The 24,420-nt window shown below is 66.7% G+C and carries 25 protein-coding genes and 1 other annotated feature; of the genes, 15 read left to right on the forward strand and 10 right to left on the reverse strand.

The genetic code is table 11. The annotated features are described in order from the left end of the window. Positions 1 to 10: 10 nt before the first annotated feature. Positions 11 to 66: a sequence feature (sul1 is cis-regulatory element that is thought to sense ions involved in sulfur or methionine metabolism; They are found in Alphaproteobacteria), on the reverse strand. Positions 67 to 239: 173 nt separating this feature from the next. The 4 genes from LZ586_RS12340 to LZ586_RS12355 all read left to right on the forward strand — a co-directional run bounded on the left by LZ586_RS12340 (position 240) and on the right by LZ586_RS12355 (position 4,151). Further along, positions 240 to 431, forward strand: coding sequence for a hypothetical protein (locus LZ586_RS12340; RefSeq protein ID WP_235076588.1), 192 nt, complete (start codon positions 240 to 242; stop codon positions 429 to 431). A gap of 39 nt (positions 432 to 470) precedes the next feature. Next, on the forward strand, positions 471 to 1,358 hold the full coding sequence (locus LZ586_RS12345; protein ID WP_235076589.1) for a bestrophin family protein: 888 nt from the start codon (positions 471 to 473) through the stop codon (positions 1,356 to 1,358). 84 nt (positions 1,359 to 1,442) lie between these two features. Continuing rightward, a complete protein-coding gene (locus LZ586_RS12350; protein ID WP_235076590.1) occupies positions 1,443 to 3,518 on the forward strand; it encodes a M13 family metallopeptidase in 2,076 nt (691 codons plus the stop codon). 72 nt (positions 3,519 to 3,590) lie between these two features. Continuing rightward, positions 3,591 to 4,151, forward strand: coding sequence for a DedA family protein (locus LZ586_RS12355; protein ID WP_235076591.1), 561 nt, complete (start codon positions 3,591 to 3,593; stop codon positions 4,149 to 4,151). A gap of 24 nt (positions 4,152 to 4,175) precedes the next feature. Here the strand turns inward: LZ586_RS12355 and LZ586_RS12360 are convergent, their stop codons facing one another. The 7 genes from LZ586_RS12360 to rpmI all read right to left on the reverse strand — a co-directional run bounded on the left by LZ586_RS12360 (position 4,176) and on the right by rpmI (position 9,772). Further along, entirely contained in the window at positions 4,176 to 4,355 is a 180-nt protein-coding gene (locus LZ586_RS12360; RefSeq protein ID WP_235076592.1) for a hypothetical protein, read from the reverse strand. Positions 4,356 to 4,463: 108 nt separating this feature from the next. Further along, a complete protein-coding gene (locus LZ586_RS12365) occupies positions 4,464 to 4,862 on the reverse strand; it encodes a hypothetical protein (protein ID WP_235076593.1) in 399 nt (132 codons plus the stop codon). A 1-nt stretch (position 4,863) separates the two neighbouring features. Then, positions 4,864 to 7,227, reverse strand: coding sequence for a phenylalanine--tRNA ligase subunit beta (pheT, locus tag LZ586_RS12370; protein WP_235076594.1), 2,364 nt, complete (start codon positions 7,225 to 7,227; stop codon positions 4,864 to 4,866). Continuing rightward, the gene (gene pheS, locus LZ586_RS12375) at positions 7,224 to 8,315 is read right to left on the reverse strand and encodes a phenylalanine--tRNA ligase subunit alpha (RefSeq protein WP_235076595.1); all 1,092 of its coding nucleotides are present in this window, start codon (positions 8,313 to 8,315) and stop codon (positions 7,224 to 7,226) included. Before pheS ends, pheT begins: the two co-directional genes overlap by 4 nt. Positions 8,316 to 8,373: 58 nt before the next feature. After that, positions 8,374 to 8,994 (reverse strand): LysE family translocator, encoded by a 621-nt coding sequence (locus LZ586_RS12380; RefSeq protein WP_235076596.1) that lies wholly within the window; start codon positions 8,992 to 8,994, stop codon positions 8,374 to 8,376. 194 nt (positions 8,995 to 9,188) lie between these two features. Further along, a complete protein-coding gene (gene rplT, locus LZ586_RS12385) occupies positions 9,189 to 9,554 on the reverse strand; it encodes a 50S ribosomal protein L20 (RefSeq protein WP_146569222.1) in 366 nt (121 codons plus the stop codon). A gap of 14 nt (positions 9,555 to 9,568) precedes the next feature. After that, entirely contained in the window at positions 9,569 to 9,772 is a 204-nt protein-coding gene (rpmI, locus tag LZ586_RS12390; protein ID WP_184089783.1) for a 50S ribosomal protein L35, read from the reverse strand. Between the two features lie 153 nt (positions 9,773 to 9,925). Here rpmI and LZ586_RS12395 point away from each other — a divergent pair, with 153 nt between their 5' ends. Next, positions 9,926 to 12,076 carry an AsmA family protein gene (locus LZ586_RS12395; RefSeq protein WP_235076597.1) on the forward strand — a complete coding sequence of 717 codons (2,151 nt, stop codon included), beginning with the start codon at positions 9,926 to 9,928 and terminating at the stop codon, positions 12,074 to 12,076. A gap of 26 nt (positions 12,077 to 12,102) precedes the next feature. Here the strand turns inward: LZ586_RS12395 and hisN are convergent, their stop codons facing one another. After that, entirely contained in the window at positions 12,103 to 12,885 is a 783-nt protein-coding gene (hisN, locus tag LZ586_RS12400; protein WP_235076598.1) for a histidinol-phosphatase, read from the reverse strand. Positions 12,886 to 12,958: 73 nt separating this feature from the next. On the opposite strand from hisN, the gene LZ586_RS12405 reads away from it, so the two are divergent. From LZ586_RS12405 to LZ586_RS12420, 4 genes are all read left to right on the forward strand, one after another. Then, positions 12,959 to 14,008, forward strand: coding sequence for a phospholipase A (locus tag LZ586_RS12405; RefSeq protein ID WP_235076599.1), 1,050 nt, complete (start codon positions 12,959 to 12,961; stop codon positions 14,006 to 14,008). Positions 14,009 to 14,034: 26 nt separating this feature from the next. Then, a complete protein-coding gene (locus LZ586_RS12410; protein ID WP_235076600.1) occupies positions 14,035 to 14,580 on the forward strand; it encodes a peroxiredoxin in 546 nt (181 codons plus the stop codon). Positions 14,581 to 14,692: 112 nt separating this feature from the next. Continuing rightward, positions 14,693 to 15,724, forward strand: coding sequence for a GGDEF domain-containing protein (locus tag LZ586_RS12415; protein ID WP_235076601.1), 1,032 nt, complete (start codon positions 14,693 to 14,695; stop codon positions 15,722 to 15,724). Positions 15,725 to 16,222: 498 nt separating this feature from the next. Further along, positions 16,223 to 17,080, forward strand: a complete 858-nt coding sequence (locus tag LZ586_RS12420) for a glucose 1-dehydrogenase (protein WP_235076602.1) — start codon at positions 16,223 to 16,225, stop codon at positions 17,078 to 17,080. Between the two features lie 246 nt (positions 17,081 to 17,326). Here the strand turns inward: LZ586_RS12420 and LZ586_RS12425 are convergent, their stop codons facing one another. After that, positions 17,327 to 17,944 (reverse strand): YbhB/YbcL family Raf kinase inhibitor-like protein, encoded by a 618-nt coding sequence (locus tag LZ586_RS12425; protein ID WP_235076603.1) that lies wholly within the window; start codon positions 17,942 to 17,944, stop codon positions 17,327 to 17,329. Positions 17,945 to 18,306: 362 nt separating this feature from the next. Here LZ586_RS12425 and LZ586_RS12430 point away from each other — a divergent pair, with 362 nt between their 5' ends. The 3 genes from LZ586_RS12430 to LZ586_RS12440 are packed head-to-tail and all read left to right on the forward strand — an operon-like array spanning position 18,307 to position 21,050. Further along, on the forward strand, positions 18,307 to 19,437 hold the full coding sequence (locus LZ586_RS12430; protein WP_319938060.1) for a site-specific DNA-methyltransferase: 1,131 nt from the start codon (positions 18,307 to 18,309) through the stop codon (positions 19,435 to 19,437). A 46-nt stretch (positions 19,438 to 19,483) separates the two neighbouring features. Further along, entirely contained in the window at positions 19,484 to 20,566 is a 1,083-nt protein-coding gene (folP, locus tag LZ586_RS12435) for a dihydropteroate synthase (RefSeq protein ID WP_235076604.1), read from the forward strand. A 52-nt stretch (positions 20,567 to 20,618) separates the two neighbouring features. Next, positions 20,619 to 21,050, forward strand: a complete 432-nt coding sequence (locus tag LZ586_RS12440; RefSeq protein WP_235076605.1) for a hypothetical protein — start codon at positions 20,619 to 20,621, stop codon at positions 21,048 to 21,050. Between the two features lie 6 nt (positions 21,051 to 21,056). Here LZ586_RS12440 and LZ586_RS12445 read toward each other — a convergent pair whose 3' ends face one another. Continuing rightward, entirely contained in the window at positions 21,057 to 22,481 is a 1,425-nt protein-coding gene (locus tag LZ586_RS12445; protein ID WP_235076606.1) for a sigma-54-dependent transcriptional regulator, read from the reverse strand. Between the two features lie 167 nt (positions 22,482 to 22,648). Here LZ586_RS12445 and LZ586_RS12450 point away from each other — a divergent pair, with 167 nt between their 5' ends. The 3 genes from LZ586_RS12450 to LZ586_RS12460 all read left to right on the forward strand — a co-directional run bounded on the left by LZ586_RS12450 (position 22,649) and on the right by LZ586_RS12460 (position 24,417). Continuing rightward, the gene (locus tag LZ586_RS12450) at positions 22,649 to 22,783 is read left to right on the forward strand and encodes an aa3-type cytochrome c oxidase subunit IV (protein ID WP_235076607.1); all 135 of its coding nucleotides are present in this window, start codon (positions 22,649 to 22,651) and stop codon (positions 22,781 to 22,783) included. 1 nt (position 22,784) lies between these two features. Further along, the gene (locus tag LZ586_RS12455) at positions 22,785 to 23,906 is read left to right on the forward strand and encodes a Re/Si-specific NAD(P)(+) transhydrogenase subunit alpha (RefSeq protein ID WP_235076608.1); all 1,122 of its coding nucleotides are present in this window, start codon (positions 22,785 to 22,787) and stop codon (positions 23,904 to 23,906) included. A 142-nt stretch (positions 23,907 to 24,048) separates the two neighbouring features. Beyond that, positions 24,049 to 24,417 carry an endonuclease domain-containing protein gene (locus tag LZ586_RS12460; protein WP_235076609.1) on the forward strand — a complete coding sequence of 123 codons (369 nt, stop codon included), beginning with the start codon at positions 24,049 to 24,051 and terminating at the stop codon, positions 24,415 to 24,417. Positions 24,418 to 24,420 lie beyond the last annotated feature (3 nt).

Raw genomic sequence — 24,420 nt, forward strand, 5'->3', positions numbered from 1 at the left:
GCACTTGTGCGGTTGTCTGGCGGATCGGCGGCCAGAAGAGCCACCCGGAATTACACCGGGTCCTTGCGAATGGCCCGCTGTTTACCCGCTATCGCAGCTCGCGCAACCCGTCTCCATATCAGCCACGCACTGAATGCCCCCAGTTCGCTGCACCGCAGCAAAACTACGTTACGTCCCGCACATACATCGACAGGTCAGCGCCCCTAGATCGAACGTCCCAACGAAGAACGAGGTCGCCCATGCAGTCCAAAGACAAGAAGTCGCTGTTCGAACAGCTCCGCGCATCGCTGATCATGCTCGCCTTCGGTCTCGCCACGCTTGCCTTCCTGGTCGCGATCGACCGTCCCGAATGGTTCGAGCTGCGCCCGGTCTCCGGCACCGCCGCCGCCATGTCGAACGCCGGCACTCTGCCCGCGGCCGAACAGTCCTGAGCCGGGAGCCGTTCGTCCAAACATGCGTATAATCCTGCCATGATCGTCACCGCCGCCCCGTCGTTCAAACAAGTGGTCCGCGAGATATGGAAGCCGCTCGCGCTTCTGTTCGTGTGGGACGTGATCGTCACCGTTACCTATATCCTGTTGCCGTTCCGCGCGCCTTCGCTGCCGCTGACGCTGTTTGGTTCGGCGCTTGCGCTGTTTCTCGGCTTTCGCAGCAACTCGGCGTACCAGCGCTGGTGGGAGGGGCGGGGGCTGTGGGGGCTGATGATCAACGCCAGCCGCAACCTTGCGCGGCAGGCCCGCAACTTCCTGCCCGATGGCGAGGCGCGCGACATGAAGCGCACCATCGTGCTGCGCCAGATCGCCTATGTGAACGCGCTTCGCTGCCAATTGCGCCGCCAGCCGGTCGACCAGGAGGTGCACCGCTTCCTGTCGCGCGGCGAGGCGGACTTCGCGCTTGCACGCACCAACGTCGCCAACGGCATCGTCGACGGCACCAGCCGCCGCATCAACCTGGCGCGGCAGAACGGGTGGATCGACACCATCCAGCAGACTGCGATGGAAGGCGTGCTGGTCGACATCGCTAATGCCCAAGGCGGAATGGAGCGGCTCAAGAACACACCGCTGCCCAATCAGTACCGTTTCTTCCCGACGATCTTCACGCACCTGTTCTGCATCTTGCTGCCGATCGGGCTGGTCGAATCGCTCGGCATCGCCACCCCGCTCGGCTCGACGATCGCCGGGCTGATGTTCCTGATCGTGCTCGCGATCGGCGACGATCTGGTCGACCCGTTTGCCAACACGGTGCACGACCTGCCGCTCGCGGCGATGTGCCGCACGATCGAGATCGACTTGCTCCAGTCGATCGGCGATGAGGCGCCCCAGCCGATGGTCCCCGACAAGGCCGGCGTGCTGTGGTGACGCGCGGGGCCGATTGCCAAGCTCCCGCGGCTGTGTAGATTGCCCGGGTAAGGCGGATAAGCGCCTGATTCCGGAGACGATTCCTTGAACCTGAAGCACATCCTGCTGGCGACTGCGCTATCTGCCGCCGCGCTCGCCGCCCCGGCAATCAGCCAGCAGGCGGCACCTGCGCCCGCCACTCCCGCCGCAGACTCCACCGCCGCCACCAGCTATGGCGCCTGGGGTTTCGACATCGCCGGCATGGACCGCAGCGTGAAGCCCGGCGACGACTGGTTCCGCTTCGTCAACGGCAGCTGGGCCGCCAAGACCCAGATTCCCGGCGACCGCTCGTCCTACGGCGCCTTCGCGGTGCTGCGCGACTTGTCCGAAATGCGGCTGCGCAGCCTCATCTCGGGCTACGACGCCGCCGATACTGCGCATCCCGACCGGATGAAGGCGGCGATCCTATACAGCGGCTATCTCGACGAAGCCGCTGCCGAGCGCCTTGATGCCCAGCCGCTCACCCAGCGGCTCCAGCCGATCAAGGCCGCCGCCTCCAAACAGGACATCGCCCGGCTGATGGGCGCGTCGCTCGGCGGCTTCGGCGCCAGCTTCTTCGCGCCCGGCGTCAATGACGACGCCAAGCAACCCGACACGTACGCCCTTTATCTCCGCCAGTCCGGCCTCGGCCTGGGTGACCGCGAACTCTATCTCGACGCCAAGTTCGCCCCTCAGGTCGCGCGCTATCGCCAATATGTTGCGCAGATGCTCTCCATGGCTGGCTGGCCCAATGCCGAGGCCGCTGCTGGCGCTGTCGTCGCCATGGAGACCAAGCTCGCCCAGGCGCACTGGACCCGCGCCCAGAGCCGCGACCGCGACAAGACCTACAACCTCATGACTCTCGCCGAGCTCCAGGCGCAGTCGCCTGGCTTCCCCTGGGACGCCTTCCGCAACGCTGCGGGCATCGCCAAGGCAGAGCGTATCATCGTGGCGCAGAACACCGCCTTCCCGGCGATCGCCAAGCTCTATGCCGACACCGATCTTGACACGCTCAAGGCGTGGCAGGCGTTCCGCACCGCCGACGACATCGCGCCGCTGCTCTCCAAGCGCTTCGTCGACGCGCAGTTCGAATTCCGCTCCAAGTTCCTGAACGGCCAGCCCGAACAGCGCGATCGCTGGAAGCGCGCGGTCGCCTTCACGGAGCGGGCGATCGGCGAGGGCATTGGCCGCGACTATGTCGCGCTCTACTTCCCGCCGGCCTCCAAGGCGAAGATGGACACGCTCGTCGCCAATCTGCGCGTCGCGCTTGCCGGGCGCATCGACAATCTTCCCTGGATGAGTCCCGCCACCAAGTCTCAGGCTCAAGCGAAGCTCAAGGGCTTCACCGTCAAGGTCGGTTATCCGGAGAAGTGGCGCGATTATGCCGCGCTCGAGGTCAAGCCCGGCGACCTGGTCGGCAATGCCGAGCGCGCGAGCCGCTTCGAATGGGATTACCGCCGCAACCGCATCGCGCTGCCGGTCGACAAGGCCGAGTGGGGAATGACCCCGCAGACGGTCAACGCTTATTACAACTCGGTCAAGAACGAGATCGTCTTCCCCGCCGCGATCCTCCAGCCCCCGTTCTTCGATCCCAAGGCGGACGACGCTGTCAATTATGGCGGGATCGGCGGGGTGATCGGGCACGAGATCAGCCACGGCTTCGACGATCAGGGGCGCAAGTCCGACGGCAACGGCGTGCTGCGCGACTGGTGGACCGCCGAGGATGCCAGCAAGTTCGAGGCGCAGGCTGTCCGCCTCGGCGCTCAGTACGAGGCCTATAGCTTCGAGGGGCTCCCCGGCGTCCACATCAACGGCCGCGCCTCGATGGGCGAGAATATCGGCGATCTCGGCGGCGTGCTGATCGCGCTCGACGCCTATCACACCTCGCTGAACGGCAAGCGGGCCAAGGTGATCGACGGCTTCACCGGCGATCAGCGCTTCTTCCTCGGCTGGGGCCAGGTCTGGCGTACGCTGTTCCGCAACGAGGCACTCCGCCAGCAACTGGTCAGCGATCCGCACTCGCCGGGTCAGATCCGCGCGGTGAACCCGCTGCGCAACGTCGACGCATGGTATGCCGCCTGGAAGATCGACCCTAGCCAGAAGCAGTATCTCGCCCCTGCGGACCGCGTCCGCATCTGGTAACCGCAGTGCCGGCGCAAGGAGTCCTTCCTGCGCCGGCACTGCGTCCAAGACGCCAACCGGCAAGGCTTTCCGATGACGCTCGAACAGATCATCACGAATTATGGTCTGGTCGGGCTGTTCCTGGGAGCCGGCATCGAAGGCGAGACGATCGTCCTCCTAGGCGGCACGATGGTGCATCAAGGCCTGATGCCCTTCTGGCCGGCAGCCGCCGCCGCGGCTTGTGGCTCTTTCGTCGCCGATCAGCTGTTTTTTCTGCTCGGCCGCCGCTTTCGCGATCACCCGCGCGTCCAGCGGATGCAGCAGCGCCCCGCCTTCGCCCGTGCGCTGCGCACCTTCGACAAGCACCCCGTCGCGTTCGTCTTCGCCTTCCGCTTTCTGTACGGCCTCCGCACAGTGAGCCCGATCGCGATCGGCACCACCCGGCTGCGCACCCGCACCTTCCTGCTCCTCAACGCCGCCGCTGCGGCTCTTTGGGGCCTGCTGTTCGTCGCGCTCGGTTATTGGTTCGGCCAGGCCATCGAAGCCGCTTTCGGCCGCATCCGCGACACCGCCCATCTTGTCCTGCCGGGCCTCGCCGCGGCGGCGGTATTGGGGCTGGTCTTTCATCTGGTGCGCCGCCGCTACACCCGGTGACGCACCCGCGACAGCCGTGTGGGCCTAGGCCCCGCTGATTTTCTGCCCGGCATTGTCGCCGTCCTCGGGCGACTTCTTGTTGGCGGTCTTCTTCGCACCCGTGTCCGACCCGCCACCGCGCCCGGTGCCCAGGCTGCCGCGCGCACCGTCGCCGCCCTTGGTCGTGATCGCTCCCGGGTTACCGCCCGCGCCTTTCTGTGCCATGCCAAACCTCCGTAACAGACCGCCTGAAAACGCGGCTCTCAAAGGCACAGTTCCAAACGCTTTCAGTCACTTAGATTAGGATCGGCCAGGCGGCGGCACGCCCTGTCGCTATTCCTCGATCACGCTCAGCGGCTGCGCCAGCAGCCAGCGTTCGCCATCATAGCGGTCCTCCAGCTGGTCGTATTGCACCAGCGTACCGCGCGGGCAGCCCAGCTCCGGCAGATGCAGCCGCAGCAATGCGCGAGCCCGGTCGATGTCGGTCGCGTCGACATCCACCACGGTGAACAGCACCTCGCGTCCGCCGTCCACGTCGGCTTCGCTCAGCATCGCCGCGCCGCCCTCGCTGCATCCCAGCCCGGCCAGCCGCAGTTCGGCGTCGAGCGAGACGCTATACCGCAGATGCCGCTCCATCGGATCGAGATCCTCCGGCAGCACGATCATCATGTACCGGGTGTCGAGCGGCTCCTCCATCTTCGCCGCAAGTCCGTCGAGGAACCGCTCGATCACATCAGCCCCGCAACATCGCGCCGAGCTTGGCCGCCGCCGCCACGACCTTGTCGGTCACCGCCTTGATGTCGGCGTCGGTGAAGCTCTTCTCTCCCGGCTGCAACGTGATTTCGACTGCAAGCGACTTCTGCCCCTCGGGCACGCCCTGGCCGACGAACACGTCGAACAGCCGCGCATCGGTGATGAGCGCCTTGTCGGCGCCCTTCACGGTCCGCACCAGATCCCCGGCGACCAGTGCCTCGGGCACCAGGAAGGCGAAGTCGCGGGTCACCGCCTGCAGCGCCGGCGGCGTGAAGGCGGGGCGCATGAACCCCGTCCCGCGTTTGGCTGGGAGCGCATCGAGATACAGTTCCACTGCGACGACGTCGCCAGCCAGGTCGAACGCCTTGGCGACGCTGGGGTGCACCGCGCCGAACGCGGCTAGCACGGTTTTTGGACCAAGCCGCAGCGTGGCCGATTGGCCGGGGTGATAGGCGCCGCCCGCCTCGCCCATGACCTGGAGGTTGGCCACCGGCGCGCCGGCGGCTTCGAGCAGCGCCAGTGCCTCGGCCTTGGCCTCGAAGGCGGTGAAGCCCTGCGCTTTGCCGTTCTGCCACCCGCGTGGGGTGCGGCTGCCGGCGAGGACGACGCCCAGCGTCAGCCGCTCCTTGTCCGCAAGATAGCGCCGGCCGAGCTCGAACAGCCGCACGCTGGTGGCGCCGCGCTTCAGGTTGCGCTCGGCCGCTGCGAGCAGCCCGGGCAGCAGCGAAGGCCGCATGACCTTCATGTCCTCGCTGATTGGGTTGGCCAGCGTCCACGCGCCGCCACCGAACACCGCGGCGTCGCGTTCGGAGATGAAGCTCCAGGTCACCGCTTCGTTAAGGCCGCGCGCGGCGGCGGTACGGCGCAGCTTGCGCTCGAGCTTTTGCTCCGGCGTGGCGGTAGGACGCGCGACGCCGGGCGTGCGCTCCAAGGGGGTCGAAGGGACATTGTCGATGCCTTCGATGCGGATCACTTCCTCGACCAGGTCAGCCGGGCCGTCGACGTCGCGGCGCCAGGTGGGGATCACCACCTGCCAGTCGTCGCCCACGGTGAAACCGAGGCGCGTGAGGATGTCGCGCTGGCGATCCCGATCCACGGCAAGGCCGCCCAAAGTCTCGGCAAGCGCGGGATCATAGGCGATCGTCCGCGTCGCCACCGGCGGCTGGCCGGCATGGGTGATGCCGCTGGCGATGCCGCCGCACAGGTCGAGCACCATCCGGGTGGCGATGGCGAGGCCGTCTTCCAGGAACGCCGGGTCGACACCGCGTTCGAAGCGCTGGCGGGCGTCGCTGGTCAGCGCGAGCTTCTGGCCGGTGCGGGCGATGGTCTCGGGTTCGAAGTACGCGCACTCGATCAGCACATCGGTGGTGGTCGGCTGCACGCTCGAATGCTCGCCGCCCATGATCCCGCCAATGTCGTGCACGGTCTCGGTATCGGCGATCACCGTCACCGTCTCGTCGAGCGTATAGATCTTGCCATTCAGCGCCAGCACCTGCTCGCCCGCCGTGGCTTTGCGCGCAACCAGACCGCCCTTGAGCGTGGCGCGGTCATAGACGTGCAGCGGACGGCCAAGGTCGATCATCACATAATTGGTGATGTCGACCAGCGTGGAGATCGGCTTCTGCCCGATCGCGGTCAGGCGGCGGCGCATCCATTCGGGGGACTCGCCATTGGTGACGCCGGACACGCTCTGCGCGAAGAAGGCCGGGCAGCCTGCATCCTCGGTGCGGACGTCGGGACCGGCGCCTTCGCCGTCCACCGGCGATACCTGGAGCGGCTTGAGCGTGCCGAGGCCGGCAGCGGCAAGGTCGCGGGCGATGCCACGCACGCCCATGCAATCCTGGCGGTTCGGCGTGATCGACACGTCGATGACCGGGTCGCCAAGCTGGGCATAGTCGGCAAAGGCGGTCCCGACCGGCGCATCCTGCGGCAATTCGATGATGCCGTCATGATCCTCGCCGAGCTCGAGCTCGCGCGTCGAGCACATCATGCCGTTCGACTCCACGCCGCGGATCGCCGAGACCTTTAGCTGCATGCCGTTGGCGGGCACGGTTGCGCCGGGAAGCCCGAGCACGCCGATCAGCCCGGCGCGCGCGTTGGGGGCGCCGCACACCACCTGGAGCGGTGCGCCGTCGCCGGTGTCGACGCTCAGCACCTGGAGCTTGTCGGCCTGCGGGTGACGATCGGCGGTGAGCACGCGCGCGACGCGGAAGCCGGTCAGCCTCTCGGCGGGGTTCTCGACACCTTCGACTTCGAGTCCGACACGGGTCAGCGCCTCGACGACTTGTGTCAGCGAGGCTTCGGTTTCCAGATGCTCCTTGAGCCAGCTCAGCGTGAACTTCATGCGCCCACTCCCCCGCTCAGCGTGGGTACGTCGAGCGCCGAGAAGCCATAATGCTTGAGCCAGCGCAGATCGCCGTCGAAGAAGGGCCGCAAATCGTCCATCCCGTATTTGAGCATTGCCAGCCGGTCGACGCCGGTCCCGAATGCGAAGCCCTGCCATTCATCGGGGTCGAGCCCGGCGGCCTCGATCACCTTGCGGTGGACCATGCCGGAGCCGAGCACTTCCATCCAGCCGCCGCCGACGGCATCGCCGCTGCCGCCGATCACGCGCTTGCCGTTGGTCCAGGTGAAGCCGACATCGACTTCGGCGCTGGGCTCGGTGAACGGGAAATAGCTCGGGCGCAGGCGCAGCACGATGTCGTCGCGCTCGAAGAACGCCTTGAGGAAGGTCTCCAGCGTCCATTTGAGATGGCCAAGGGTAATGCCCTTGTCGATCACCAGCCCTTCGATCTGGTGGAACATCGGCGTGTGGGTGGCGTCGCTGTCGCTGCGATAGACGCGGCCTGGCGCGATGATCCGGATCGGCGGCTTGTTGGCCATCATCGTGCGAATCTGCACCGGCGAGGTATGGGTCCGCAGCACCATCGGCCGCTCATGCTCCCCCGCGAGGTAGAAGGTGTCGTGCATCGCCCGCGCGGGGTGCGTCTCGGGGATGTTGAGCGCAGTGAAATTGTGCCAGTCGTCCTCGATCTCCGGGCCGCTCGCCACCGCAAAGCCCAGGTCGGCGAAGATCTCGGCGAGTTCGTCCATGACCTGGCTGACCGGGTGGATGCTGCCTGCGGGCACGCCGTCGACCGGAAGGGTCATGTCGAGCTGTTCGGATGCGAGCCGGGCGTCCAGCGCCGCCGCCTCCAGCGATTCCTTGCGTGCCGTCAAGGCGCCGGTCACCGCCTCACGCAGGCCGTGGATGCGCGGACCTTCTGCCTGGCGCTGCTCGGGGCTCATGCCGCCCAGCGTCTTGAGCAGGCCGGTGACCGCACCCTGCTTGCCGAGGGCGTGGACGCGGATCGCCTCCAGCGCGTCGAGCCCCGCCGCCGCGTCGATCGACGCGACCAGGTCGTGGCGAAGTTGGTTCAGATCGGTGGTCATCGCATTCCGTTCGTTATGTCGTGAAGGGCCGAACCCCAGTCGCGGCGTCGCGTCAAGCCTATACCCGGCTCAGCAGCAACGCACCGCCAAAGCCGATGAACATCACCCCCGTCGCGCGGTTGAACCGTCGCTGGCGGTGTGCGGGTGCCAGCCAGCGGGCCAGCGAGCGGCCACCAAGCGCGTACGTGACGTACCAGCCGCCCTCGATCACCGCGAAGCTGACGACCAGGATCGCCAACTGGGTCCAGAAGGGGCGGCTCACGTCGAGGAACTGCGGGAACAGCGCGGCCGCGAAGATGATGAGCTTGGGGTTCGACAAACCGGTGCCCAGCCCCGCGACGTAGAGTGCACCGGCGCGGGGGCGGGTATGCGGATCGGCGTCGGTGCCGGCGCTCACCGGCGCGCGCCATGCCTTGATCCCCAGCCAGAGAAGATAAGCGGCGCCGGCATAGCGCAGCACGTCGAACACCCGCGGCGACGCCTTCAATAGCGCGCCCAGCCCCATTGCGGAGGCGACCAGGCACAGCAGCACCGCGCTCATCAGCCCAGCCATCGAGAACAGCGCCCGGCGCGGGCCGTGGTGGATGCTCTGCACCATCACATGGAGCATGTTCGGGCCGGGGGTGCCGGCGATCAGGAACACGGCGGTGACGTAAAGCCACCAGGTGTGGAGTGCCATTTCTGCCCGTCCTCTTTGTCACCCCGGCCTCGTGCCGGGATCCACGGTGCCTCACGCGAGACGCTAAGCGCCTCTTGCTTCTCGCCCAGCTTCCCGGTGGGCCCCGGCACAAGGCCGGGGTGACGGGTGAGGCAACAAAAAGGGCGCCGGTGTTGCCACCGACGCCCCTTTGTCGCTCAACTGCTACAGGTCGCTCAGGCGGCCTGGGGCAGAGCCGCCTTCGCCTGCGCGATGATGGCGGTAAACGCTTCACCTTCGTGCATTGCGATGTCGGCCAGGACCTTCCGGTCGAGTTCGATGCCGGCGAGCTTGAGCCCGTGCATGAACTGCGAATAGGTCAGACCTTCGGCGCGGACGCCGGCGTTGATGCGCTGGATCCAGAGACCCCGGAACGTCCGCTTCTTAACCTTGCGGTCGCGATACGCGTACTGGCCGGCCTTTTCGACGGCCTGCCGCGCGATGCGGATGGTGTTCTTGCGACGGCCACGATAGCCCTTCGCCTGTTCCAGGATATTCTTGTGCTTGGCGCGGGTGGTAACACCCCGTTTTACGCGTGCCATGTTCTAGGCCTCCCTTACTTCAGGCCGTACGGCGCCCACGCGACAACGCGCGCGACGTCAGCATCGGCCAGCACGGAAGTGCCGCGATTGGTACGGATATACTTCGCGTTGTGCGAAATCAGTCGGTGGCGCTTGCCGGCGACTCCATGCTTCACCTTGCCGGTGGCGGTGAACTTGAAGCGCTTCTTAACGCCGCTCTTCGTCTTGAGCTTGGGCATTTTCGTCTCCTTATGGTTCGACGATTGCAGACAGCCGCGGCAGCCCTTGATAGCCGGACGGTCCCTCGATCGCGGAAAGGCGGGCGCATAACCGAAGCCTTGCCGCAATGCAACTGAGTCGGAACTCACCTGCGTCACGGGATTTACGCCCTCATGGCCGAAGACGTTCCGTCCCCCACCGCAACGCACCCTGCACCGGCTCCGTCCGCGGCGGGACGGCCGCGCCGTGCGCTCGGGACGCCGCTTGCCGCCACTCTGTCGGCGGTTGCGACCGTGATTGGGCTGTTGGTACTAGCCTGGACGATCCTGTTCGTCACCAAGGGCCGGTTCCTCAAGCACAGCTTCGAGCGGATCGCTTCGTCGCAGAGCGGCCGCCAGGTCAAAGTGGCAGGCGACTTCCAGCTCTATTTCGCGCCGATCAACGTGAAGTTCGTGGCCGAGCGCATCACCGTGTCCAACCCGGACTGGGCCGGCCGCGGCAACTTCTTCTCGGCCGCCAAGGTGGACAGCCGCATCTCCACCTGGAGCATCGTCACACACAAATACCGGTTCAACTGGCTGGGCCTGCAGGACGCCCATGTCGACCTGCAGTGGGACAGGGCGGGGCGGCGTAACACCTGGACGTTCAAGTCCGGCGACGAAGGCGGCGACCCGTTCGAGTTGCCGGCGATCCGGCGAGGCATCGTCCAGGGCACGATGGTCCGCTATCTCGATCCCAGGATGCGGATCGAAGCGGCCATCCGCGTCCACACCGTGGAAGCACGCGACACGCGGGTCGAGAACAGCATCCGCTTCGACGGAAACGGCACTGCGCGGGGCACGCGCTTCACCATGTCGGGCTCGCTGCTGTCCCCCAACGCGACGGTCTCCGGCGGCGAGAACAAGCTTCAGCTCCACGCGGAGGCTGTGCGTACCAGCGTCGACCTTGCCGGAACGTTGCCTGGATTCACCCAATTGGAAGGCGCGGACCTGCGCATGATCATGCGCGGCCGCAACCTGGCCGACATCTTCCTGATGTTCGGCATCGCGGTTCCTGACACGCGCAGCTATCGGATGAACGCCGCGGTTACCAGGCGCGGCGACGAATGGCGATTTACTCGCCTCAAAGGGCGGTTCGGCGACAGCGATCTAAGCGGACGTTTCACCGTCGCAATGAAGCAGCCGCGCCTGTTGCTCACCGCGGATCTTGCCACCCGCACGCTCGACATCATCGATGCCGCTCCCTTCATCGGCTACAATCCCGACAAGATCGAGGCGCAGGGCGGGGCCGGCACCATCGAGCGCGTCGGCGGTGCGCCGCGCATTCTCCCCGACGCTCCACTGCGTATCGAAGCGCTCAAAAACTTCGACGCGCGCGTCAACTGGAACGTCAACCGCGTGCGCGCCAACCGGCTGCCGATGTCGAACATCAAACTAGGCCTGACCTTGAACAACAGGCTGCTGAAGCTGAGCCCGCTCAATTTCAGCCTGGCGCGTGGCACAGTCACCTCGGACATCATCATCAACGCACGGCGCAACCCGGTCTTTACCGATTACGACATCCGCCTCTCGCCCACGCCGATGGGCGTCCTGCTCGCCGGGTTCGGCGTGGAGGAGGCGGGCACCAGCGGCACGGTCAAGGCCCGGGTGAAGATGACGGGGGTCGGCAACAGCGTGCGCGACTCTCTCGCCAACTCCAACGGCCGCATCGCCATCATCTTGCCCAAGGGCAGCTTCTGGACCCGCAACATCCAGCTTTCGGAAATCGATGTCGGCACCTTCGTTCAGAAGATGTTCGAGAAGAAGCTCAAGGAACCGGTGCAGATCAATTGCGGGCTGCTGGGCTTCACCGTTCGGAACGGCGTGGCCGCCGCCGATCCCATCCTGATCGATACGAGCAAGAACGTGATGCTCGGCCGCGGAGGCTTCTCCTTCAAGAACGAGACGCTCGACCTCGCCTTTCGGGCCGACTCGAAGAAGTTCAGCCTCTTTGCCGGACAATCTCCGGTGGGGATCGGCGGCTATTTCTCTCAGCCTTCGATCAACGTGATAACTCCCGAACTGCTGGCCCGCGCTGGCGTCGGTTTGGGGCTGGCGCTGGTCGCATCGCCGGTTGCGGCAGTGGCGGCTTTCGTCGACGTCGGGGACGCAAAGGATGCGGCCTGCGGCCCAGTCCTTGCCGGCGCGAACGCGCGCGCTCAGCGCGACGATAAAGGCCGGCCTCGCGACGACGTTGGTAAGGGAACCACTGCCAAATCCGAAGATGGCAAGCGCAGCAAGGGCGAGCGCAAGGAGCAGCGTAAGAAGTTCCTCGGCATCTTCTGAAGCGCCGCGCCCGCGTGGAGGCGGGCTCAGTGCCCTCGACAGGCCAAGATTTCGAGTATCTCTTCGACGCGCGCAGGATCGCCCGCTGCGATCACCTCGCCGTTGCTGCCCGCATGTAGAGGGTCGCCTTGCCAGTCGCACATGCGGCCGCCGGCTCCCTCGACTACCGGCACCAGTGCGGCGAAGTCGTGGAGCTTGAGCCCGGCCTCGACCACCACGTCCATCCAGCCACTGGCGATGCAGCCATAGGCGTAGCAATCGCCGCCCAGCACGGTGCTCATCACCTCCGCATCGAGATGCTCGAATGCGTGAAGCTGGTCGTCGGTGAATAACGCGGGCGAGGTCGTGCCGAGGATCGCCTGCTTCAGCTCGCGGCAGCGGCGCGTGCTTGCCGGCTTGCCGTTGAACAATGTCGGACGCCCCATCACACCCAGCCAGCGTTCGTTGATGATCGGCTGGTCGATGATGCCGAACAGCGGCCAGCCGTTTTCTATGAGGGCGATTAAAGTGCCGAAAGTTGCGCGGCCGGATATGAAGGCGCGGGTGCCGTCGATGGGATCCAGCACCCATTGCCGAGGGCTGGTGCCTTCGCGGACGCCGAATTCCTCGCCGATGATGCCATCCATGGGACGTTCGGCGATGATAAGTTTGCGCATGGCCGCTTCGGCCTCGTGATCGGCGAGCGTAACGGGCGACTGATCCTCCTTCGCCTCGAGGCCGTGCTCGGCGCGAAAGCGCGGGCGGATCGCCGCGCCGGCGGCATCCGCGAGGCGAAGGGCGAGGGCGATGTCTGCGTCGGTTACGGCCATGCCTTGCCCTAGCCAGCCGATTTAGACTCGCCAAGGTCACAAAGCGCTGCCAGTCCTCGCGGCGATGCGCTCGATGCTCGTTCTTGCCGGCCTGATCGCCGCTACGCCAACTTCCGCCCAGATCCGGGCAGTGCCCACGCAGCCCGATTCCGAACAGGCGGCGTTGCGCGGGGTCGAGGTGTTTCTGATCAACGAAACCGAAGCCCCGGTCGCGGACGCCGGCCCCCGCCAGATCGAACTCACCGCCGCGGACGGCAGCCGGCTGGTGCTCGAACGGGCACCGGGACCTACCCGGACGATCGCACCGGGCGGCTTCGCCAAGGCGCGGTACATCCCGGTCGGGATCGCCACCGTAACCGTGCCCCCTTCCGGGCAACATTCGCCCGCGGGAATTCCCGCGGAAGAGACGGTGGTGCAAAGCTCGACCGGCACGTCCGCCGCTTTCACCGACCGTTTCGAGCCGCACGAGCCGACCTACGGCGCGTTCGGGCTTGGCGACTCCGGCGGCAAGCTCCAGGTGAGCTTCAGCTTCCGTCCCTTCGCCGAGGACGCGCCGGCCAAGCTCGGCAACCTGCGCTTCGCCTATACCCAGACGATGTTCTGGGCGATCGACCAGCCTTCGGGCCCGTTCCGCTCAACGATCTACAGCCCCGAAGTCTATACCGACTCCGCGTTGAACGACACCACGCGCGTCGCGATCGGCTGGCGGCACGATTCGAACGGGCGGGGCGATCTCGACTCGGTCGACCTCAACAGGATCTTCGCGCGGGTCGAGAAGCAGTTCGACCTGGGGAACGACTGGCGGCTCGACGTGGCGCCGATGGCCTGGTTCTATGTGGGTTCGAGCGGTGCCGCGCACGATGTTCCCGACTATTATGGCTACACCGCGCTGACCGCCGCAATCCAGCAGAAGGACGGGTTCAAGCTTTCGTTGACCGCCCGTGGCAACGTCGAGACCGGCAAGGGCTCGGCCGAGCTGTTCGCATCCTATCCGCTGGCGCCGATCGGTGGCGGTATCGGCTTCTATCTGTTCGGCCAAGCCTATGCCGGCCATGCCGAGACGCTGGACGACTATCGCCGAAGCGATACCCATGCCAGGATCGGGATCGCGCTGACCCGGTAATCCGGCGCGTTCAAGGAGACTTTCTCATGCGCAAGCGCCTGTTGCTCGCCGCCCTGCTGCTTCCTCTCTCCATGCCGCTGGAAGCGGCACTCGCCCCGGGCGCCAGGGCGCCTGACTTCACTGCCAATGGTGCGGTCGCGGGCAAGCCCGTCAGCGTCCATCTTGCCGCGGCACTGAAGAAGGGGCCGGTGGTGCTTTATTTCTTCCCGGCCGCCTACACCGGCGGGTGCAATGCAGAGGCGCACGCCTTTGCCGAGGCGCTGCCTGATTTCACCAAGGCCGGCGCAACGGTGATCGGCATGACCGCCGGCAATGTCGATCAGCTCCAGAAATTCTCGGCCGAACACTGCGCGGGCAAGTTCGCGGTTGCCGCCGCCAGCCCCCAGGTTGTTCGCAGCTACGATGTGCTGCTCAAGAAGCCGGATGGCAGCGCCACCGCGATCACCAGCAGGACGAGCTACGTCATCGCGCCGAACGGCCGTGTCGTGTTCGCGCATAGCGACATGAGCCCTGCAGGCCATGTGCGGCTGACGCTGGAGGCAGTCCGAGGTTACGCGCAGAAGCGGCGGTGAATTGCGGCTGCAGCCGCTCACCAGATTTTAGCGTTTCGCCCTTATCCCCGATCCCAGAGATATGCGGACGGGACCGCAAGAGAGCCGGAAAACGGTAGGGGTTTCGAGACTTATGGCCGCAGCTAGGGCCGTGCGCATGACCGAGGAGGCGGGGACCGCCAGTCTGTTTGATCGCGTGGGATCGTTCCTGCGCGACCATCGGCTGGATCCCACGCCCGCCAATTATGCCTTCGCCTATCACCTGATCGCTTCGCCCAAGGGGCCCGTCGCCCGTGCCGTGGAGGCTTTGACGGAAAGCGGCGTCCGGATCAGCCAAAGCGATGTCGATGCGATGAACCTCGACGTTCAGGCGCAGGAGCGACCCGATGCGGCGAAGAAAGCCGATGGTCTCGTCGCGCGGACCCAGATGCAGGTCGAGGGTTTCGCCGACATGGTGACCGCGATGCGCGTCGAGACCGAAGGTTTCGGCCGCGACTTGGCCGCGAGCGCCGCGGCGATGACGCTCTCGACCGATCTCGGCAAGGGCGAAGCGCTGGCGGCCAGTCAGATAGCCCGGATCACCGCGACGATGATCGCCCGCGTCCGTACCGCCGAAGCGCAGTTGGAGACGGCGACGCGCGAGGCAAGCGAGTTGCGCGAGAAGCTGGAGGAGGCGCGCGACAATGCCCGCCGCGATCCGCTGACCGAATTGCCGAACCGCCGGGCGTTCGAGGAAGCTTTCACGGTCCAGGCGGCGGCAGGCGAGACGCTGTGCATCGCGGTCTGCGACGTGGACCATTTCAAGTCGGTCAACGACCGCTTCGGGCACGCGGTCGGTGATCGAGTGCTCAAGGCGATCGGCGAGGCGCTGAGCCAGAGCTGCCCAGGCCATCTCGTCGCCCGCTACGGCGGCGAGGAGTTCGCGATCCTGTTTTCCGGCGTGACGGTGGACGCGGCACGCGCGCTGATGGAGACGGCGCGCACGACGGTTTCCACCAAGCGATACCGGCTTCGAGAAACGGACGCACCGCTTGGCGAGATCACCTTCTCCGCCGGGCTGACCTGCGCGGAGAACACGGAACGACTGGGCACCGCCTTCCACCGGGCGGACCGGCTTTTATATGCTGCGAAGTCGGCCGGGCGAAATCGGCTGCGGATCGGCTGAACGGCTCCCCATGCATTGGCAGGTTTTGCCAAGTGTCAGCGCAGAGATTGCTAACTCTCCGTTCGCAAACTCTACCGGCGTAACAATTTCAAGCACTTAGCAAACTGGCACACTCCCTGCAAAGTAGCGAATATCGGCAGCCGAACGGTTCGGGGCCGCACTTCAGGGAGTATACATCATGACTGCACGTCTCGACTCGCTTCATCGTTCGGTCGCCGCTCTCGGCGCAGTGTTCTTCACCGTTGCGCTGGTCGTGCTCTCCACCCCCGTCGTTCCGATCGCATGATCATGCAGGCAAGCACGGGAGGTATCACCATGTTCCGCAGCATCCTGATCGGGGCGGTGTCGTTCGGCCTGACCGCCGCGACCATCCTGGTCACAGGCACCCAGGGTTCGGCCTTGTTCGGCTGAACCCTGCTTCACTAACCCAAGCCAAAGCGAGGAACTTCGGGCATTCCGCACCGGTTTCTTCGGCAGATCCCTTCAGGAGCGAAGCCGATGAGCGAAACCGAAACCATCGACATGATCCACGAGGATGCGCTGCCCGGACACGAGAGCGCCCTCGAACCCAAGCCTGACTGGGAGCCGCGCTATCCCGGCTCGGGCCGTCTCAAGGACAAGGTGGCGATCGTCACCGGCGCCGACAGCGGCATTGGCCGCGCGGTCGCCGCGCTCTATGCCCGCGAAGGCGCGCATGTCGCGATCCTCTATCTGTGCGAGCATGACGATGCGCAGATGACCGCCGACATCGTGCGGGGCGAAGGACGTGAGGCACTGACCATCGCCGGGGACATCGGCGACAAGGATTTCTGCAACGCCGCCGTGGCGCAGGTGTTCGAGAAGTTCGGGCGCATCGATGTGCTGGTGAACAATGCCGGCGAGCAGCATCCCGACAAGGAGATCACCGACATCACCGAGGCGCAGCTCAAGCGCACCTTCCAGACCAACATCTTCGGCCAGTTCTTCATGGTGCAGGCGGCGATGCCGCATCTGAAGGCAGGCGCGGCGATCGTGAACTGCACCTCGGTCACGATGTACCAGGGGGAGCCCGAACTGCTCGACTACAGCTCGACCAAGGGTGCGATCACTGCGTTTACCCGCAGCCTGTCGATGAACCTGATCAAAAAGGGCATTCGCGTGAATGCGGTCGCGCCCGGACCGATCTGGACGCCGCTCAACCCGATGGGGGGCGCGAGCCCGGACAAGCTGGAAAGCTTTGGCGAGGACGTGCCGATGGGGCGTCCCGGCCAACCCAACGAAGTGGCGCCGGCGTTCCTGTTCCTGGCATGCGAGGATGCCAGCTACATGTCGGGCCAGGTGCTGCATCCCAATGGCGGGACGGTGGTGAACGGTTGAGGCCTTGATCCTCCCCCTGCAGGGTGACGTCTGGGTGTCCACGTGGCGATGGCGTATGCGCTCACCAGCCGGGACACCCCTCCGTCGCGCTGCGCGCGCCACCTCCCCTTGCAGGGGAGGATTGGTTTCTTCTTCGTCACCCCGGCCTTGAGCCGGGGTCCCGCTTGTTCACGCCTACAGAAGGAGCGGGATCCCGGCTCGAGGCCGGGATGACGGAGGAAAACAGGCGTATGCCGCGAACGGGCGTCACGCCGGGGCTGCGGCGCCTACCAGGCCGGTGGGTGCTTCCTCGCCGCGCGAATAGGTGCCGGTGAGCAGGCCGGCGGCGAGGACGCGGCCGGCCATGGCTTCGAGCATGGCGCCGCGGCCCGGATTGGTGGCGAGGTCGGGGCCCGGCCCCAGCGCGAACAGCTGGAAGGCGTAATGATGTTCGCCGTGGCCGGTGGGCGGATCGGGTGGCAGCCAGCCTTCGCCGAGATAGCTGTTGCGGCCGACATCGCTGCCCCGGATGCTGCCCTCGCCATCGGCCCGGATCATACCTTCCTTCAACTCGCCGTCGTGCGGCGGCAGGTTCCAGATCACGGCGTGGACCAGCGGCTGGGGTGCCGGCGCGTCGGGATCCTCGACGATCAGCGCCATCCGCTCGGTGCCTTCGGGCACGCCTGTCCAGAAGAGCGGCGGCGACACGCCCTCGCCATCGGCGGTGAAGCGTTCCGGAAGGCGGGCGCCGTTGGCGAAGGCGGGGCTGGCGAGATCGAGCGATTCGAAGCTGCCGAGCTCGGAATGGGCGATCGCCAGCTTCTCGGGCCCCGCGCGCAGGTTCTTGAGCGCGCTGCCCAGCCAGTGGGGGACATGTTCGAGCATCGGCTTCCTCCAGGTTCGGCAGCTCAACCGATGCGCGCGTGATTCGCTCCGAACGCAGCGCCTGGGGGCAGTTCAGTGGACAACGCTGTGGATAAAGCTGTGGGCGGTTTGTAGCTGCGAGCGGCCGAGCCGATGGCCCGCTCGAACCTGTCGCGCCTGTGGATAACTCGACAGACTGAGTCTTTTGAGTCACACCACCAGCGGTTGAGCCTGTGGATAACTTCTTGACTCAACATCTGGGCGAGTGCCCGAATGTTCCGCCATCCGCATGAATTGGCAGGCATTCGGGTTAACCAATGTTTGCTTGACGGCGGAGTCCGCCCCCGGCGACATCGCGCGACTGGGCAATGGGGGCAGACGGAATGGGCGTGTTGGAGAAGGTCAGGACGCGGAGTCGCGCGGCCGCCCCGGTGGCGCCGGCGGAGCTTCCACTCGACCAGATCCTGATGGGCGACTGCATCGCCGCAATGCGCTCGCTGCCAGCCAAGTCGGTCGACTGCATCTTCGCCGATCCGCCCTATAACCTGCAGCTGGGCGGCGATCTCAATCGCCCCGACGGCAGCCATGTCGACGCGGTGACCGATCATTGGGACAAGTTCGACAGCCTGGCGGTGTACGACAAGTTCACCCGCGACTGGCTGGCCGAGGCGCGCCGGATCCTGAAGGATGACGGCACGATCTGGGTGATCGGCAGCTATCACAATATCTTCAAGGTGGGATCGGCGATCCAGGACCTGGGCTTCTGGATCCTCAACGACATCATCTGGCGCAAGGCCAATCCGATGCCCAATTTCAAGGGCACGCGCTTCACCAACGCGCATGAGACGCTGATCTGGGCGTCGACCGGCGAGAAGGCGAAATACACCTTCAACTATCGCAGCATGAAAACGCTGAACGACGAGCTGCAGATGCGCAGCGACTGGGAATTCCCGATCTGCGGCGGGCAGGAGCGGCTGAAGAAGGACGGGCACAAGGTGCATCCGACCCAGAAGCCCGAGGCGCTGCTGTACCGCATCCTGCTGGCGTCGACCAAGCCGGGCGACGTGGTGCTCGATCCGTTCTTCGGCACCGGCACGACCGGCGCGGTTGCCAAGCGGCTGGGGCGGCACTGGATCGGCATCGAGCGCGAGCTGGATTATGTCGATGCGGCGATGGAGCGCATCGCCGCGGCGCTGCCGCTCGACGAATCGGCATTGAAGACGATGCAGGCGCCCAAGGCGGCGCCGCGGGTGGCGTTCGGGCAGCTGGTCGAGAATGGCTATCTGGCGCCGGGCGCGGTGCTGACCGATGCCAAGCGCAAGCATGTCGCAGTCGTAGGGGCGGACGGGTCGCTGCGCTGCGGCGACGAGGCGGGATCGATCCACAAGCTGGGCGCGGCGCTGCAGGGTGCGCCGTCGTGCAATGGCTGGACCTATTGGCACCACGAGGTCGAGGGCAAGCTGAAGCCGATCGACACGATCCGCCAGACCTATTTGCTCGCGACGCAGCCCTGAGCGTTAGCGCCTCCCAGTGCCGGCGGAGATTGCGTAGAGGCATGGCATGACCATCCCCGCTTCCGCCAAGCTTTACCTGCGTCCCACGCGGTTCGTCGATTCGCCCGTGGGGCGCGATGGCGAGGCGGCGCGGCTTGCGGGCGGGCTGAGCTGGTTTGCGGGCTACGAGCTGATTGCGGTCGAGGGCGGCCGCCGCGTGGCGCAGCGCGACGTGTCGCTGGCGCAGGTTGCCGCTGACGAGCGGCTGGCGGCGATCTCGGCGCGCATCACCGCGCCGCGCGCGCCGCTCGAGCTGGGCGAGAGGGTGCTGCGGCTCGACCAGCCGCAGGTGATGGGGATCCTCAACGTCACGCCGGACAGCTTCTCCGACGGGGTGCACCATGTCGGCGATCCCGCCGGCGCTGCGCAGGTGGGAGTCGACATGAGCGTGGCCGGCGCGGCGATCATCGACATCGGCGGCGAATCGACGCGGCCGGGCTCGGCAAGCGTGTGGGAAGGCGACGAAATCGCCCGCGTCGTGCCGGCGATCGAGCGGCTGGCGCGCAGCGGCACGGCGGTGTCGGTCGACACCCGCAAGGCGGCGGTGATGGAAGCAGCGCTGGCGGCGGGGGCGCATGTCGTCAACGACGTGGCGGCGCTGCTCCACGACGAACGCGCGCTCGAGGTGGTGGTGCGGGCCGGCTGCCCGGTGGTGCTGATGCACTCGCCGGACCCCGCCAGCGGTCCGCATGGCGGCAGCGGATACCGCGACGTGCTGGTCGAGGTCTATGACTGGCTGGAGGCGCGGGTCGCCGCGGTGGCGGCGGCGGGGGTGGACCGGGCGAAGATCCTGATCGATCCGGGCATCGGCTTCGGCAAGGGATTGCAGGACAATCTCGCGCTGCTCAACGGGCTAGCGCTGTTCCACGGGATCGGCTGCGGCATCGTGCTGGGCGCCAGCCGCAAGCGGATGATCGGGGCGCTGTCGAACGAGGCGCCGGCGGATGCGCGGCTGGGTGGATCGATCGCGCTGGCGATCAAGGGTGCGGAGTTGGGCGCGCAGCTGATCCGGGTTCACGACGTGTTCGAAACCGGGCAGGCGCTCCGGGTCTGGCGCGGGTGCAAGGACGCGGCGCTGATCGCGCGCTGAGGAACGCGGCAGGGGCTCGCGCGCTTCTGTTCGCTAGTCCGAGGAGTTGACGATGCGCGTACTCGCCTTGCTGGCCCTGATCGCCGCGCCTGCGGCCGCGCAGCCGGTCGACACCAGTCCGGCTGCGGCACGGCGAGTGATCGAGCGCTACTATGCGGCGATCGAGCGCGGCGACTTCGCGACGGCCTATCGCAGTTGGGATGGCGAGGGACAGGCGAGCGGCAAGCGCTTCGCCCAGTTCCGCCAGGGCTTTGCCACGACGGCGCATAGCCGCGTCGTGACGGGCACGCCGGTCGATGGGGACGCGGGCATGAGCCAGCGCTGGGTCGATGTTCCGGTCGAGGTCTATGCAGTGCTCAAGAACGGCCGCCGCCAGCATTTTCGGGGACGCTACACGCTGCATCGCGTGGTCGAAGGTACCGGCGCGCCAGCGAGCCAGACGCGCTGGCACATCGCCAAAGCGCGGCTGGCGGCGATACGCTGAGCGCGATCACGCGGCGCTCTGATCGATCCCCAGTTCGCCGAGCTTACGGTACAGTGTCGAGCGGCCGATGCCGAGGCGGCGCGCGACTTCGGTCATGCGGCCGCGATAATGGCCGATGGCGAGGCGGATGACGTCGGCCTCGATCTCCTCGAGCGCGCGCAGATTGCCGTCCGCGCGGAACAGAGTGACGCCGGCATTGCCCGAGAGCTGCGCCGGCCCGGCGACGTCTGGCCGGCCGGCGGCAAGCTGGGCGATCTGGGGGAAGTCGGCGCGGGTGAGACCATCGCCGTCGCACAGCACCGCGGCGCGAAACAGCGCGTTCTGGAGCTGGCGGACATTGCCCGGCCATTCATAGGATTGGAGCAGCTGGAGCGCGTCGTCGGTGATGCCCAGTTCGCGAAGGCCCGGCTGCTCTGCAATGCGCGCAAGCAAGTGACGGGCGAGCGCGGGGATGTCGCCGACCCGCTCGCGGAGCGGCGGGATCGTTACCTGGACAACGTTCAGCCGGTAATACAGGTCCTCGCGGAAGCGCCCTGCCTCGACCTCGGCGGTCAGGCTCTTGTTGGTGGCGGCCAGGACACGAACGTCGGCTTCGCGGGCATGGCGCGCGCCGATCGGCTGGATCTCGCCCGATTGGAGCGCGCGCAGCAGCTTGACCTGCGCGTCGAGCGGCATCTCGCCAACCTCGTCGAGGAACAGCGTGCCGCCATCGGCGTCGGCGAACCGCCCGATCTTGCGCTCGAACGCGCCGGGGAACGCGCCCTTCTCGTGGCCGAACAGTTCCGATTCGACGAGGTTGGCGGGAATGGCGCGGCAGTTGAGCGTGACCATCGGCTTCTTGTTGCGGGGAGAGGCGGCGTGGATCGCCTCGGCCACCACTTCCTTGCCGACGCCGCTTTCGCCTTCGATCAGCACCGGCACGCGGGCGCGTGCGGATTTGGCGGCGATGGCGAGCGCGGCGCGGAACTGCGGCGCTGAGCCGACGATCTCGTCGAAGCCGAGGCTCGCGGTAAGCTTCTCGGTGAGGGGGCGAAGCTCGCCGTCGCCCTGACCACCGACCGCGGCGTCGAGCGCGGCGAGCAGGCGTTCGGAGGCGAGCGGCTTGACCAGGAAGTCAGTGGCACCGGCGCGCATCGCGCTGACCGCGGCAGAGACCGAGCTGTTCGCGGTCAGCACCAGGATCGGCAGCTGCGGACGGCGGGCGCGCAGTTCGCCGAGCAGCGCGGCGGTGTCGGCATCCGAGGCGGCGGAATCGAGCAGAATCGCATCGAGCGCCATGCCGTCGGGCGTGCCCAAGGTGGCGATCGCGGTCTCGTCGTCGCCGACGCAGATCGTTCGCCATCCCCGACGCGCGGCGATCGCGGCGACCAGCCGGCGTTGGGCCGGTTCGTCGTCGATCAGCATCAGGAGGCGCTGGCCGTTCCGCGTCATCGCATGCGTTCCCGTGTCCCGAATGTCCCAAATCAAGTCACATCGTCTACGCGTCATGCGTAAATGCCGGCTTAAGTCCGGCGGGAACCGCGAGCGCTCTCGCGGACTTGAGGGCAGGCGGTGGCGGCGCTAAGCTCCGCCCCAACGGAAGAGCAAGGGGATGATGGATGGCGGACACGGGTGATGTCACGGACATCGAAGCGCACGCGGCGACCTATTCCGGATTCACGGTCCTGATGATGCGCGGCACCGCCGTGGCGGTGCTGCTGGCGGCGCTGGTCGTCTTTCTGATCGCGAGCTGAGGTGAAGATCGCGGTCCTGAAGGAAAATGCGGGCGGCGAGCGGCGGGTCGCCGCCACGCCCGAGACCGTGAAGAAGCTGACCGCGCTCGGCGCGCAGATCGCGGTGGAAGCGGGCGCGGGAGAAGGCGCGACGATCGCCGATCAGGCCTATGCCGATGCGGGCGCAACGATCGGTGGGCGGATAGACGCTCTTGTTGACGCCGAGATCGTGCTCGCCGTGCAGGGGCCGGACCCGGACAGCCTGACGGGACTGAAGCCCGGCGCCTGGATCGTTGCGCAGGCGAATCCATTCGGCGAGCGCGCACGGGTGGACCGTTACGCCGCGCTGGGCGCCGAGGTGCTGGCGATGGAATTGATGCCGCGGATCACCCGCGCACAGTCGATGGACATCCTGTCGTCGCAGTCGAACCTGGCCGGATATAAGGCGGTGCTGGACGCCGCCGCCGAATATGGCCGCGCCTTTCCGATGATGATGACCGCGGCGGGCACGATCAGCGCGGCGCGGGTGTTCGTGATGGGCGTCGGCGTCGCCGGGCTGCAGGCGATCGCCACCGCGCGGCGGCTAGGTGCGCAGGTCTCGGCCACCGACGTGCGCGCAGCGACCCGCGAGCAGATCCAGTCGCTGGGCGCCAAGCCGATCTTCGTCGAGAATGTCGCCGGGATCGAAGGCGAAGGCAGCGGCGGCTATGCCACCGAGATGTCGGACGAATATAAGGCGGCACAGGCGGCGCTCGTGTCCAGCCACCTGGCCAAGCAGGACGTGGTGATCACCACCGCGCTGATCCCCGGGCGGCCGGCGCCGCGGCTGATCAGCGACGCGCAGGTGGCAAGCATGCGCCCCGGCAGCGTGATCGTCGATCTTGCGGTCGAGCAGGGCGGCAATGTCGAGGGGGCGGTCGCGGGCGAGGTGGTGACGCGGCACGGCGTGAAGATCGTCGGGCACCGCAACGTGCCGTCGCGGCTGGCGGCGGACGCGTCGGCGCTGTTCGCGCGCAACCTGTTCAATTTCCTGAACGCGTTCTGGGACAAGGAGGCCGGGCGGCCGGTGCTCGACGAGGAGATCGGCGACGCGATACGACTGACGCGGGGCGGCCAAGTGGTGCACCCGAGGCTGCTCGCGTGAACAATCCTCCCCTGGAAGGGGAGGTGGCAGCCCGCAGGGCTGACGGAGGGGTGTCGACGTTTGTGGCGCGTGCCCTGCTGGCGGATGGAGATACCCCTCCGTCGCGCTGCGCGCGCCACCTCCCCTTCCAGGGGAGGATTTGATGTTGCAGGGTACGGCTCAAGCAACGCTGCTTGCCAAGCAGTTGCGCGGGGAAATGTCGCTACCTGAGGTGATGCTCTGGACGGCGCTGCGGTCGCGCCCTGGGGGGCTGAAGTTTCGTAAGCAGCATCCTTCCGGACCCTATGTCGCCGACTTCTATTGCCATGCGGCGCGACTGGTCGTGGAGGTCGATGGCGGCACGCATGGGTGTGGAGATCGCCCGGCTCGTGATGCCGCCCGGGACGGCTGGTTCCGGCGACGCGGCCTGGATGTAATGCGTATCTCGGCCAGCGAGGTGCTGCGCGACTGCGATGCCGTGATGCGCGGCATCGTCGAAAGAGCCGCGCAGCGGCTCGACGACGAAAGGTAGAAT

This window comes from Sphingomonas sp. S2-65, from assembly GCF_021513175.1.
GTDB lineage: Bacteria > Pseudomonadota > Alphaproteobacteria > Sphingomonadales > Sphingomonadaceae > Sphingomonas.

Excerpts from the sequence above, each read along its gene's own strand:
- LZ586_RS12340 (WP_235076588.1), top strand. The coding sequence starts at position 240 with ATGCAGTCCAAAGACAAGAAGTCGCTGTTCGAACAGCTCCGCGCATCG.
- LZ586_RS12345 (WP_235076589.1), top strand. The coding sequence starts at position 471 with ATGATCGTCACCGCCGCCCCGTCGTTCAAACAAGTGGTCCGCGAGATA.
- LZ586_RS12355 (WP_235076591.1), top strand. The coding sequence starts at position 3,591 with ATGACGCTCGAACAGATCATCACGAATTATGGTCTGGTCGGGCTGTTC.
- LZ586_RS12360 (WP_235076592.1), bottom strand. The coding sequence starts at position 4,355 with ATGGCACAGAAAGGCGCGGGCGGTAACCCGGGAGCGATCACGACCAAG.
- pheT (WP_235076594.1), bottom strand. The coding sequence starts at position 7,227 with ATGAAGTTCACGCTGAGCTGGCTCAAGGAGCATCTGGAAACCGAAGCC.
- pheS (WP_235076595.1), bottom strand. The coding sequence starts at position 8,315 with ATGACCACCGATCTGAACCAACTTCGCCACGACCTGGTCGCGTCGATC.
- LZ586_RS12380 (WP_235076596.1), bottom strand. The coding sequence starts at position 8,994 with ATGGCACTCCACACCTGGTGGCTTTACGTCACCGCCGTGTTCCTGATC.
- rplT (WP_146569222.1), bottom strand. The coding sequence starts at position 9,554 with ATGGCACGCGTAAAACGGGGTGTTACCACCCGCGCCAAGCACAAGAAT.
- rpmI (WP_184089783.1), bottom strand. The coding sequence starts at position 9,772 with ATGCCCAAGCTCAAGACGAAGAGCGGCGTTAAGAAGCGCTTCAAGTTC.
- LZ586_RS12395 (WP_235076597.1), top strand. The coding sequence starts at position 9,926 with ATGGCCGAAGACGTTCCGTCCCCCACCGCAACGCACCCTGCACCGGCT.
- hisN (WP_235076598.1), bottom strand. The coding sequence starts at position 12,885 with ATGGCCGTAACCGACGCAGACATCGCCCTCGCCCTTCGCCTCGCGGAT.
- LZ586_RS12405 (WP_235076599.1), top strand. The coding sequence starts at position 12,959 with ATGCTCGTTCTTGCCGGCCTGATCGCCGCTACGCCAACTTCCGCCCAG.
- LZ586_RS12410 (WP_235076600.1), top strand. The coding sequence starts at position 14,035 with ATGCGCAAGCGCCTGTTGCTCGCCGCCCTGCTGCTTCCTCTCTCCATG.
- LZ586_RS12415 (WP_235076601.1), top strand. The coding sequence starts at position 14,693 with ATGGCCGCAGCTAGGGCCGTGCGCATGACCGAGGAGGCGGGGACCGCC.
- LZ586_RS12420 (WP_235076602.1), top strand. The coding sequence starts at position 16,223 with ATGAGCGAAACCGAAACCATCGACATGATCCACGAGGATGCGCTGCCC.
- LZ586_RS12425 (WP_235076603.1), bottom strand. The coding sequence starts at position 17,944 with ATGCTCGAACATGTCCCCCACTGGCTGGGCAGCGCGCTCAAGAACCTG.
- LZ586_RS12430 (WP_319938060.1), top strand. The coding sequence starts at position 18,307 with ATGGGCGTGTTGGAGAAGGTCAGGACGCGGAGTCGCGCGGCCGCCCCG.
- folP (WP_235076604.1), top strand. The coding sequence starts at position 19,484 with ATGACCATCCCCGCTTCCGCCAAGCTTTACCTGCGTCCCACGCGGTTC.
- LZ586_RS12440 (WP_235076605.1), top strand. The coding sequence starts at position 20,619 with ATGCGCGTACTCGCCTTGCTGGCCCTGATCGCCGCGCCTGCGGCCGCG.
- LZ586_RS12445 (WP_235076606.1), bottom strand. The coding sequence starts at position 22,481 with ATGACGCGGAACGGCCAGCGCCTCCTGATGCTGATCGACGACGAACCG.
- LZ586_RS12450 (WP_235076607.1), top strand. The coding sequence starts at position 22,649 with ATGGCGGACACGGGTGATGTCACGGACATCGAAGCGCACGCGGCGACC.
- LZ586_RS12460 (WP_235076609.1), top strand. The coding sequence starts at position 24,049 with ATGTTGCAGGGTACGGCTCAAGCAACGCTGCTTGCCAAGCAGTTGCGC.